The organism is Kribbella sp. (assembly GCF_035655035.1).
Taxonomy (GTDB): Bacteria; Actinomycetota; Actinomycetes; order Propionibacteriales; family Kribbellaceae; genus Kribbella.
Map to the genome: position 1 here is coordinate 1 of NZ_DASRVN010000669.1, position 9,800 is coordinate 9,800.

The 9,800-nt window shown below is 68.3% G+C and carries 13 protein-coding genes and 1 pseudogene; 3 read left to right on the top strand and 11 right to left on the bottom strand.

What is annotated here, in order from left to right; genetic code table 11:
• The coding region (locus tag VFF46_RS34930) for a DUF2752 domain-containing protein (RefSeq protein ID WP_325041528.1) at positions 1-329 on the bottom strand (329 nt) is incomplete at its 3' end.
• A 107-nt stretch (positions 330-436) separates the two neighbouring features.
• Here VFF46_RS34930 and VFF46_RS34935 point away from each other — a divergent pair.
• Positions 437-1,201 carry an RDD family protein gene (locus VFF46_RS34935; protein ID WP_325041529.1) on the top strand — a complete coding sequence of 255 codons (765 nt, stop codon included), beginning with the start codon at positions 437-439 and terminating at the stop codon, positions 1,199-1,201.
• 66 nt (positions 1,202-1,267) lie between these two features.
• Here VFF46_RS34935 and VFF46_RS34940 read toward each other — a convergent pair whose 3' ends face one another.
• The 3 genes from VFF46_RS34940 to thiC form a co-directional block, all read right to left on the bottom strand.
• Positions 1,268-1,822 carry a hypothetical protein gene (locus tag VFF46_RS34940; RefSeq protein WP_325041530.1) on the bottom strand — a complete coding sequence of 185 codons (555 nt, stop codon included), beginning with the start codon at positions 1,820-1,822 and terminating at the stop codon, positions 1,268-1,270.
• Positions 1,819-2,418, bottom strand: coding sequence for a transposase (locus VFF46_RS34945; RefSeq protein WP_325041531.1), 600 nt, complete (start codon positions 2,416-2,418; stop codon positions 1,819-1,821). Before VFF46_RS34945 ends, VFF46_RS34940 begins: the two co-directional genes overlap by 4 nt.
• A 140-nt stretch (positions 2,419-2,558) precedes the next feature.
• A complete protein-coding gene (thiC, locus tag VFF46_RS34950) occupies positions 2,559-4,082 on the bottom strand; it encodes a phosphomethylpyrimidine synthase ThiC (RefSeq protein ID WP_325041532.1) in 1,524 nt (507 codons plus the stop codon).
• A 149-nt stretch (positions 4,083-4,231) separates the two neighbouring features.
• Between thiC and VFF46_RS34955 the strand changes: the two genes are divergently transcribed.
• The gene (locus VFF46_RS34955; protein WP_325041533.1) at positions 4,232-4,984 is read left to right on the top strand and encodes a lysophospholipid acyltransferase family protein; all 753 of its coding nucleotides are present in this window, start codon (positions 4,232-4,234) and stop codon (positions 4,982-4,984) included.
• A gap of 114 nt (positions 4,985-5,098) precedes the next feature.
• The gene (locus VFF46_RS34960) at positions 5,099-5,623 is read left to right on the top strand and encodes a hypothetical protein (RefSeq protein WP_325041534.1); all 525 of its coding nucleotides are present in this window, start codon (positions 5,099-5,101) and stop codon (positions 5,621-5,623) included.
• On the opposite strand, the gene VFF46_RS34965 is transcribed toward VFF46_RS34960, so the two are convergent.
• The 7 genes and pseudogenes from VFF46_RS34965 to VFF46_RS34995 all read right to left on the bottom strand — a co-directional run.
• Positions 5,620-5,853, bottom strand: a complete 234-nt coding sequence (locus VFF46_RS34965) for a hypothetical protein (RefSeq protein ID WP_325041535.1) — start codon at positions 5,851-5,853, stop codon at positions 5,620-5,622. The two genes, VFF46_RS34960 and VFF46_RS34965, sit on opposite strands and share 4 nt — an antisense overlap.
• A 13-nt stretch (positions 5,854-5,866) precedes the next feature.
• Complete coding sequence (locus tag VFF46_RS34970) at positions 5,867-7,006, bottom strand: inorganic phosphate transporter (RefSeq protein WP_325041536.1); 1,140 nt, start codon at positions 7,004-7,006, stop codon at positions 5,867-5,869.
• 90 nt (positions 7,007-7,096) lie between these two features.
• Positions 7,097-8,095 (bottom strand): inorganic phosphate transporter, encoded by a 999-nt coding sequence (locus VFF46_RS34975; RefSeq protein WP_325041537.1) that lies wholly within the window; start codon positions 8,093-8,095, stop codon positions 7,097-7,099.
• A 2-nt stretch (positions 8,096-8,097) separates the two neighbouring features.
• Positions 8,098-8,730, bottom strand: a complete 633-nt coding sequence (locus VFF46_RS34980; RefSeq protein ID WP_325041538.1) for a DUF47 domain-containing protein — start codon at positions 8,728-8,730, stop codon at positions 8,098-8,100.
• 140 nt (positions 8,731-8,870) lie between these two features.
• The gene (locus VFF46_RS34985) at positions 8,871-9,179 is read right to left on the bottom strand and encodes a DUF202 domain-containing protein (RefSeq protein WP_325041539.1); all 309 of its coding nucleotides are present in this window, start codon (positions 9,177-9,179) and stop codon (positions 8,871-8,873) included.
• An 8-nt stretch (positions 9,180-9,187) separates the two neighbouring features.
• The gene (locus VFF46_RS34990) at positions 9,188-9,523 is read right to left on the bottom strand and encodes a YidH family protein (RefSeq protein WP_325041540.1); all 336 of its coding nucleotides are present in this window, start codon (positions 9,521-9,523) and stop codon (positions 9,188-9,190) included.
• A pseudogene (locus tag VFF46_RS34995) lies at positions 9,520-9,800 on the bottom strand (glycoside hydrolase family 3); the annotation flags it as partial. The gene VFF46_RS34990 and the pseudogene VFF46_RS34995, both read right to left, overlap by 4 nt.

The window sequence follows — 9,800 nt, forward strand, 5'->3', positions numbered from 1 at the left end:
AGCGATTCGAGCGTCCAGGCAAGCACCTGGTAGCCGATGGCAACGGCGGCCAGCGGGCCGAGCACGAACACCACGGGGTTGAAGTGCCAGGCGCCGGCGAAGTCGCCGCGGAGCATGGCGGCAGCCATCCGCGTCGACCCGCAGAGCGGGCAGTTCAGGCCAGTGGTCGCGTGCAGGATGCACGGGATGCCGATCCGCTGGCCGGACAGCTGGTAGACGCCGGCCAGCAGGAATCCACCGACACCGACGGCGGTCAGGCCCCACACCCGGCGGTCAAGCGGCTGGACCGGACCGGTAGGCCGGAGGACGACGCTCTGTGAGACGCTCACAAACCTAAAGGTATCTCTCATTACCTGGGATCCGTCGGCGGATCTGATCCGTCCGACGGTTAGCCTGCAAGTCACTCCTCAATGCACCATCGCCAGAAGGGATCGTCGTGAGCACTCCGACGCCACCACCGGGTTACGGCCCGCAAGACCCCCAGCAGCCCGGTCAGCCGGGCCAGTACGGGCAGCAGCCCGGACAGGGTCAGTACGGTCAACAGCCCGGACAGCCGGGGCAATACGGCCAGCAGCCCGGGTACGGGCAGCAGCAGCCGGGCTATGGACAGCAGCCCGGCTACGGCCAGCAGCCCGGGCAACCGGGGCAGTACGGGCAGCAGCCTGGGTACGGCCAGCAGCCGGGTTACGGGCAGCAGCCCGGGTATCCGCAGCAGCCGGGGCAGTACGGGCAGCAGCCCGGCTTCCCGGGCTACAACCAGGGCGGCTACGGGTACGGCGGAGCGCCGTCGGGTGAGCTGGCCAGCTGGCCGGTGCGTGTTGGTGGTTACTTCATCGACGGCATCATCGTGGGTATCCCGAGCGGTATCGGTAACGCCCTGACCAGCGGCGGCACCAGCCAGAACACCGGCCTGAGCATCATCGCGCTGATCCTGACCCTCGTCGGTCTCGGCCTGTTCGTCTACAACCGCTGGATCCAGCAGGGCAAGACCGGCCAGACCTGGGGCAAGAGGGTCGTCAACATCAAGCTCGTCGGCGCTGACACCGGTCAGCCGATCGGCATCGGCAAGACGATCCTGCGCGACATCACCCACATCCTGGACGCCCTGCCGTGCTACCTGGGCTTCCTGTGGCCCCTGTGGGACCAGAAGAAGCAGACGTTCGCGGACAAGATCAACAACACATACGTCGTCAAGATCTGACCGCAGCAACACCCTTCGGACGCCGCGGCCCGCACCTGGCCGCGGCGTCCGTGCGCGTTCCGGAGCTCAGTGGGAGCGCAGTAGGCCTGCGCAGGTGACTGCCCAGAGGACGCTGGTGAAGGTGCCGATGATGAAGCGTTCCGCAACGGCCTGTGGGGTGACGGAGGCGGGCTGATCGGGGCTGCGTAGTTCTGGGTACCTGGCCAGCCCCTTGATGGCCAGCACGATGGCAATGCCCTCCGGCCAGCCAGACACCAGTGAGGCGTAGATCGCCAGCCGTTCGAGCGCACCGATCAGAGCGCCGCCACGCAGTACCTCTCCCGCTTTCTGAGTCGACTGGGCGTGTGTACTCCGCCTGTCCGCCAAAGCCAGCACAGACGTCGTCAGCGGGCCTCCCCCGGCGACTGCGAGCGCTCCTGCGACCAGGAGCAGCAGGTCCCACCAGTGCTGGGCCCAGCCGACCACACCGTTGCCGAGGATCAGCACTACGCCGACAGCGGCCAGGCAGGCGAGCATCACGCCGCTCATGACGATCTCGAGGTTGGAGCCCGACTTGGGGATCCACGCCAGTACGGCGAGAACCAGCGCGACCGCGGTCAGCGAAAGGACCAGCGCCGTCACGCAGCAACCCCGTGGTCGAGGAGATCCGCCGCAAGCACCCGTCCGCGCTGTTCCTCGGCGAAGCCGGCTGCCTGGGCCCGTTGGGTCACTGCCGACTGGCTGATGCCGAGTTTCACGCCGATCTCCCGCCTGGTGAGTCCTTCGGCCAGCAGGTCCGCCACGGCCCAGCCGCGGTCGCTCCGGCGTCGCAGTACGGACGCCATCAGCCACAGGACGGTTTCCACCTGCTCTGCTTTGCGCGGGTCCGCTCCGACCACGTTGACGTGGTGCGGGCTCGACTTGGCCCGCGTCACCGCCTCCCGGGCGTACACGAACGCGTCGCCGCTGCCGGCCCTGGTACTGCGTGGCAGTGGCTCGGCGACCTCGCCGATGCCGAGGCCGACGTACCAGTTGTCCGTCCGGAGCAGTTCGACGATCACGTCGACGGTCGGGCGGGCCTCGGAGAGCACGCCCTGGACCTCGTCGCCGGCGGTCCGCTCGAACTTCCGCAACAGCCCGGTCCGCCGCGGCCGGCGGTTCAGTGCGGTCAGTAGCTCGGGTACGAGATCACTCGTGCTTCGGCTGCCGCGCTGATCTACGGTGAGAACGAAGACCATCGCCCGTACCTCCTTCCGACGGGCTTAAGGCTACAGTCTTATTTACGTAGAGTGAAGGCCAAAACCTGAATCGGTTCAGCCGATCACTCCCCGTGTCCGGCCCGGAGTACCGCGCACGCCGGGCCGGAGGGGCGTCCGACTCAATCAGTGACCGGCAGTAGCTCCTGGTCGGCGTACTTGCGGATGTCGGCGGTGATCCGCATCGAGCAGAACTTCGGGCCGCACATCGAGCAGAAGTGCGCGGTCTTCGCGGGCTCGGCGGGCAGGGTCTCGTCGTGGAAGGACCGCGCGGTGTCCGGATCCAGCGAGAGGTTGAACTGGTCCTCCCAGCGGAACTCGAACCTTGCCTTGGACAACGTGTCGTCCCAGGCCTGCGCACCGGGATGCCCCTTCGCCAGATCGGCCGCGTGGGCAGCGATCTTGTACGTGATCACGCCGGTCTTCACGTCGTCCCGGTCCGGCAGCCCGAGGTGTTCCTTGGGCGTGACGTAGCAGAGCATCGCCGTACCCAGCCAGCCGATCTGCGCCGCGCCGATCGCCGACGTGATGTGGTCGTAGGCCGGCGCCACATCAGTTGCCAACGGCCCCAAGGTGTAGAACGGCGCCTCGCCGCAGAGCTCCTCCTCGAGCCGCACGTTCTCCGCGATCTTGTGCATCGGCACGTGCCCCGGCCCCTCGATCATCACCTGGACGTCGTGTTCCCAGGCCACCCGGGTCAGCTCCCCCAGCGTCCGCAGCTCGGCGAACTGCGCCTCGTCGTTCGCGTCCGCGATGCACCCGGGCCGCAGCCCGTCGCCCAACGAGAACGTCACGTCGTACTCGCGCAGGATCTCGCACAGCTCCGCGAAATGCGTGTACAGGAAGGACTCCTGGTGATGGGCAAGGCACCACGCGGCCATGATCGACCCGCCGCGCGACACGATCCCGGTGATCCGCCGCGCGGTCAGCGGCACGTACCGCAGCAGCACGCCGGCGTGCACGGTCATGTAGTCCACGCCCTGCTCGCACTGCTCGATCACGGTGTCGCGGTACACCTCCCACGACAGCGCCGCCGGATCACCCTTGACCTTCTCCAGCGCCTGGTAGAGCGGCACGGTACCGATCGGCACCGGCGAGTTCCGCAGGATCCACTCGCGGGTCTCGTGGATGTTCTTCCCGGTGGACAGGTCCATCACGGTGTCCGCGCCCCACCTGGTCGCCCAGACGAGTTTCTCGACCTCCTCCTCGACCGAGCTGCTGACCGCGGAGTTGCCGATGTTCGCGTTCACCTTCACCAGGAACTTCTTCCCGATGATCATCGGCTCGCTCTCCGGGTGGCAGCGGTTCGCCGGGATCACCGCCCGGCCGCGCGCCACCTCCGTCCGGACGAACTCCGGATCGAGCCCTTCCCGTACGGCGACGTACCGCATCTCCTCGGTGATCGTCCCGGCCCGCGCGTGCCCGAGCTGGGTCAGCCCGGGGCGTGCGGCGATCCAGTCCCGCCGCAGCGCGGGCAGACCGGCCTGTACGTCGATGCTCGCGGCCGCGTCGGTGTACGGGCCGGAGGTGTCGTACAGGTCGAAGTACTCGCCGTTGGTGAGGTTGACGCGGCGCGCCGGGACGCCGAGTTCGCCGCGATAGATCTTCTCCGACCCCGAGATCGGGCCGGTGCTGACAGTGACCATGCTGCTGCTCCCTACGCCGGAATTACCCGGACAGGTTCGGCGGTCGGCGGCGCCGGCCAGGTCGGAATCCTGGATCCAGCCGCCCTCTCAGCCCACTACGGTGCGAGCTCCCGCGGTCTGTAGTTGTCAACAGACACCATAATCGGGTCATGCGAGACCTCGTCTACCCGCCCGTCATCGGCTTCGCCAAGACCGCCTTCCTGGCCTTGGACCTGAAGATCCGCCGGACCGGGACCGAGCACGTCCCGCACACCGGCGGCGCGCTGATCGCGATCAACCACATCAGCTACGTCGACTTCATCCTCGGCGGGTACGGCGCCGTACCCGCCAAGCGGCTGGTCCGGTTCATGGCCAAGGAGGTGCTGTTCCGGAACCGGTACTCCGGTCCGCTGATGCGCGGCATGCACCACATCCCGGTGGACCGGGAGGCGGGCGCCGCGTCGTACCGGACGGCCGTCGACTACCTGCGGGCCGGTGAGCTGGTCGGGGTGTTCCCGGAGGCCACGATCAGCCGGTCGTTCGAGCTGAAGGAGTTCAAGTCCGGCACGGTCCGGATGGCGGCGGAGGCCGGCGTACCGGTGCTGCCGATGATCCTGTGGGGCACCCAGCGGATGTTCACCAAGGACCACCCGCGGGACTTCACCCGGCACCGGCCGATCTCGATCAGCATCGGCGCGCCGCTCACCGTGACGCCGGACGACGACCCGGTGGAGGCGACCGAGCGGCTGCGCTCGACGATGGCCGGGATGCTGGACGAGAGCATCCGCGGGTACCCGGAGCAGCCGGCCGGGGCCTGGTGGCTGCCGGCCGCGTACGGCGGCGGCGCGCCGACCACGGCGGAGGCCGAGCGGCTGGACCGCGAGGAGCTCGCCCAGCGAGCCGAACGGCGGAGAAGCTCTTGACCCTCGGGGCGGATCGAGGGTACGAAAGCACTCGTTGACGTAACAGGCGCCTGGGGGGTTCCTGTTCGGCGGGCGGCCGCGGCGGCCCGCGTACTCGAGCAGGCGGGGGCGGTAGTGTTCGATTCACCGGAGGAGCTGCACCTTTTCGAGCCCGGTGCGCTGACGCCTGCGCCGCATGTGGCCGAGCACATCCCGGACGCCGGCGCGTACTTCGTGGACTGGGCGACGCGCGACCTGTCCGCCGACCGGGCCCGCGAGATCGAGTCCGCGGTGAACGGGCGGCGCAACCAGAACGGCTGGTTCCCGCTGGAGACCCTGGACAGCATCGGCAGCAAGGGCTTCTGGCGTGGCCCGTTGACCTACCTGGCGCGGATGACGGCCGACGACCCGCAGATCGTGCAGGAGTGGGCCACGGACGGGCTGGGTGGCGAGCAGAGCAGCCGTATCGAGGCCACCGTCGACCACCTGCTCCACCAGCAGGGGCACGCGACTGCGGCCACCTGGGCTGTTGCTGTACGCCCGCGCATGTTCTTGGACGCAGAGGTACTCGGCAGCCGGCTCTTGGCCGCCTGGGAGTACAACCTTGGCTCCATCCGGGCGAAGGACGTTGCCAAGGCTGTACGCCGCTGGAACCGCTAGTGGAACTGCGGGATGATTAGGTACAGCCCATAGAGCACAGCGGCGAGACAGGCTGCGAAACACAACGCAGCAACGCCCGTGTCCACAAAGGACGGCTGTCGCTTCTCGTCGATCGCTACCGCGCGCCGAGACATCGCAGTCACGCCGAACGCGAACAGCACCGCCAGGCCGACACCGAAGATCAGGCTGACCAGTGCGACCTCACCGAGAGCACTCCAGTTGATGTGCATCGCCGTACTCCTCTCAGGCCGCCGCGGCCGGGGTCGCGGCCGGTGTCGTCGAGCTCGGGTACTCGTTGACGTTGTCGGACGTCACCGGGCGGCGCCGGGAGGCCGCGTAGATCGCGCCACCGGCGGCGATCGCGAGTACCGCGATGATCACGACACCGACGTTGCCGGAGTCCGCCACCTCACCGGACAGCGCGCCCACGACCGCCGCCGCCGGCAGCGTGAGCAGCCAGGCCACGGCCATCCGGCCGGCGACCGTCCAGCGCACCTCGGCCAGCCGCTTGCCGAGCCCGGCCCCGAGGATGCTGCCGGAGCAGACCTGCGTGGTGGACAGCGGGAAGCCCAGGTGCGACGAGATGAGCAGCACGGACGTCGAGCTGGTCTCCGCGGAGAAGCCCTGCGGCGACTCGATCTCGGCCAGGCCCTTGCCCATCGTCCGGATGATCCGCCAGCCGCCGAGGTAGGTGCCGAGCGCGATCGCCGTACCGGCCGCCAGGATCACCCAGATCGGCGGCTTGGCGCCGGAGTGCAGGCTGCCGGAGATGATCAGTACCAGCGTGATCACGCCCATCGTCTTCTGCGCGTCACCCGTGCCGTGCGCCAGCGAGACCAGCGACGCGGACGCGATCTGCCCGGCGCGGAACCCCTCCTCGACCGTCTTCTTCCGGGCCCGCTGGGTGATCTTGTACGCCAGGAAGGTGCCGAGCAGTGCGACCACACCGGCCACGATCGGCGCCGCCACGGCCGGGATGATGATCTTCTGTACGACGGTGCCGAAGTGGACGGCGCTGCTCCCGGACGCGATCCAGGTGGCCCCGATCAGGCCGCCGAAGAGCGCGTGCGACGAGGAGCTCGGCAGGCCGACGTACCAGGTCAGCAGGTTCCAGAGGATGGCGCCGACCAGGCCGCCGAAGATCACCGGCACGGTGACCTTGGCGTCGTCGACGATGCCGCTGGAGATGGTCTTGGCCACCTCGGTGGAGATGAACGCGCCGACCAGGTTCAGCACCGCGGACACCGCGACCGCGACCTTGGGCCTGAGCGCGCCGGTGGCGATCGAGGTCGCCATCGCATTGGCTGTGTCGTGGAACCCGTTGGTGAAGTCGAACACCAACGCGGTGATGATCACCACGACGACGAGGAACGAGAGGTCCATTCGCGATCACTTCCCTAGGGCGGACGATCGGTCAACCTCGATCGACCGTAGGCTCGCTGAGTGAATTCTGAATGAACCCGCGCCGGGAACTTACTCCAAGATCAGATGGACCAGGCCGTAGACGAGGGCCGCGACGACACCGGCCGCCGGGATGGTCAGCACCCAGGCGGTGACGATGCCCTTCGCGACGCCCCAGCGGACCGCGGACAGCCGCTTCGTGGCACCCGCGCCCATCACCGCGGAGGTGATCGTGTGGGTGGTCGAGACCGGGGCGTGCAGGCCGATCGCCATCACGTACAGCACCGCGGCCGAGATCGCCTCGGACGCGAACCCGCGGGCCGGGTCCAGGTGGATGATCCGGCGCCCGAGGGTCCGCATGATCCGCCAGCCGCCGGAGTACGTCCCGAGCGAGATCGCGGTCGCCGCCGCCAGCTTCACCCAGACCGGGATCCCGTCCTTGGCGTTCGCGTGCCCGGTGGTGAGCAGGGCCAGGAAGATCACGCCCATGGTCTTCTGCGCGTCCTGCAGACCGTGCCCGAGCGCCATCGCGGCCGCCGACAGCGACTGCGCCAGCCGGAACCCGCGGGTGGTCTTGCCGGGGTTGCGGTTCCGGAACACCCACAGGATCAGGATCATCAGCAGGAACGCGCCGAGGAAGCCGACGGCCGGTGACAGCACCATCGGGATCACGACCTTGTCGAGGATGCCCGCCCACAGCACGACGCTGCTGGACGCCAGCCCGGCGCCGACCAGGCCGCCGATCAGCGCGTGCGACGAGGAGCTCGGCAGGCCGAAGTACCAGGTGATCAGGTTCCAGGTGATGGCGCCGACCAGGGCCGCGATCACGATCACCAGCCCGTGCTTGCCGGCCGGGGCGCTGATGATGCCCTTGCCGACCGTCTCGGCCACCTCGGTACCGAGGAACGCGCCGAGGAAGTTCATCACCGCGGCCATCCCGAGCGCGACCCGCGGGGTCAGGGCCCGGGTGGACACCGAGGTCGCGATCGCGTTCGCGGCATCGTGGAAGCCGTTGGTGTAGTCGAAGGCGAGCGCGATGACGACGACGGCGATGACGAGCGTGAACTCCACGCTCAGCTCTCCTTGACGGCGATCTGCTCGACCGTGTTGGCGACGTGCTCGAACGCGTCGATCGCGGCCTCCAGCAGGTCGACCACGGTCTTCACCTTCATCACCGTGAGGGCTTCGTAATCACCGCTGAACAGCTTGGCGATCAGTCGCCGGTGGACCGCGTCACCGGTGTTCTCCAGCCGGTTGATCTCGATCCAGTACTCGGCCAGGTCCTTCATGGTCCGCAGCTTCGGCATGGTCTCCGCGGTCAGCTGGGCGGCCCGCTGGAGCACCTCGATCTGCTCGGCGATCTCCTCCGGCAGCTTCTCCAGGTTGAAGAGGTGGACGGAGTCGACCGCCTCCTCCATGAAGTCCATCACGTCGTCGAGGTCGGAGGCCAGCCGGTAGATGTCCTCGCGGTCGAACGGCGTCACGAAGGTCGAGTTGACCCGGCGGATGATGGAGTGCGTGGTCTCGTCGGCCGCGTGTTCCGCGTCCTTCATCTGGGCGGCGATCTGGTGGCTCGAGGCCAGCCCGGTCCCCGCGGTACTGCCCAGCAACTCCGCGAGGATCCGGGATCCGTCCACGAGGTGGTTGGCGGACTCGGTGAAAAGGTCGTAGAACGTCGGGTCGTTCGGACGCAGACGTAACGGCACTTCAAGCTCCGGGTGAACGAGGGACAAACCGTGAACATGCTAGGGGGAACGTACCGCTGACGCGGCATCCGGCCGGGTCAACGTATCGCGTCGTTATGAACTGGGCTTTCCTCGTGCACACGATCGGTAACCGATCGGTTTCATCTCGTGATCACGGCGTACAGGTCGAAGAGCCCCACGACGAGCACCAGACCGGCCGCGACCCGGAGTACGTGGTCGTGTCCGAGGGCATGCACCGCGCCCCCCTTGGTCCGCCGGTAGACGGCGCTCACCGCGGTCCAGCAGCCCAGTGAGAGCACCAGAACGACGATTCCGAGCCCGGTCCGGACCTGTGACGATCCATGGCCGGAGGCAAGCAACAGGGCGCCGTTGGCAATCAGTCCGAGGGCTGTCCGGCGCCACGCGAGCAGCGTCCGCTCCGGCTGCCGTCCTGGATCAGGTGTGCTCATTGCCACACTTATCGCCAGAGGGAGAACAGCAGCCCGATCAGGCCGACCGTCGCGATCGTTGCCCCGAGCATCAGCGGCAGCCGGCTGGCCGGCAGCGCGCCGCCGCGGCGGATCGCGGTCAGGTTCAGCTGCCAGCGCCGGAACGCTCCGGCGGTGGTGACGATTCCGGTGAGGACCAGCACGATCCCGATGATCCGGGCCGGCCAGCGGTCCGGGCCGAGGTCGAGGAACTGCACCGCGGAGAGCCCGCCGGCGTAGCAGGCGAGCGAGGTCCGCAGATACGCCAGGTAGGTGCGCTCGTTCGCGAGGGTGAACCGGTAGTCGGGCTCCTCTTCCTCGCTCATCCGCAGCTCACGAGGCCGTAGTCCTGCTTGAGAGTCAGCACACGTCGCACGCTACTCGTCAGCTTCGCGGCGAACGACGTGTCCTGCTGAGCCTCGGCGACCAGCGCGTTCACCATGACCGCGGTCAGCCCGGGCTCGGCGTTGATCACGATGTCGCCGCCGGCCGCCACGAACCGGGTCGCCCGGTCGCCGGCCGGTACCGTCTTCACCTCCGCGGCGGAGCCGACGTCGTCGGTGATCACCACGCCCTGCCAGCCGAGGTCGCCGCGCACCATGC

What these genes read in the sequence shown, in the direction of transcription:
- VFF46_RS34945 (WP_325041531.1), bottom strand. Translation starts at nt 2,418, where the DNA reads ATGGTCTTCGTTCTCACCGTAGATCAGCGCGGCAGCCGAAGCACGAGT.
- thiC (WP_325041532.1), bottom strand. Translation starts at nt 4,082, where the DNA reads ATGGTCACTGTCAGCACCGGCCCGATCTCGGGGTCGGAGAAGATCTAT.
- VFF46_RS34955 (WP_325041533.1), top strand. Translation starts at nt 4,232, where the DNA reads ATGCGAGACCTCGTCTACCCGCCCGTCATCGGCTTCGCCAAGACCGCC.
- VFF46_RS34965 (WP_325041535.1), bottom strand. Translation starts at nt 5,853, where the DNA reads ATGCACATCAACTGGAGTGCTCTCGGTGAGGTCGCACTGGTCAGCCTG.
- VFF46_RS34970 (WP_325041536.1), bottom strand. Translation starts at nt 7,006, where the DNA reads ATGGACCTCTCGTTCCTCGTCGTCGTGGTGATCATCACCGCGTTGGTG.
- VFF46_RS34985 (WP_325041539.1), bottom strand. Translation starts at nt 9,179, where the DNA reads ATGAGCACACCTGATCCAGGACGGCAGCCGGAGCGGACGCTGCTCGCG.
- VFF46_RS34990 (WP_325041540.1), bottom strand. Translation starts at nt 9,523, where the DNA reads ATGAGCGAGGAAGAGGAGCCCGACTACCGGTTCACCCTCGCGAACGAG.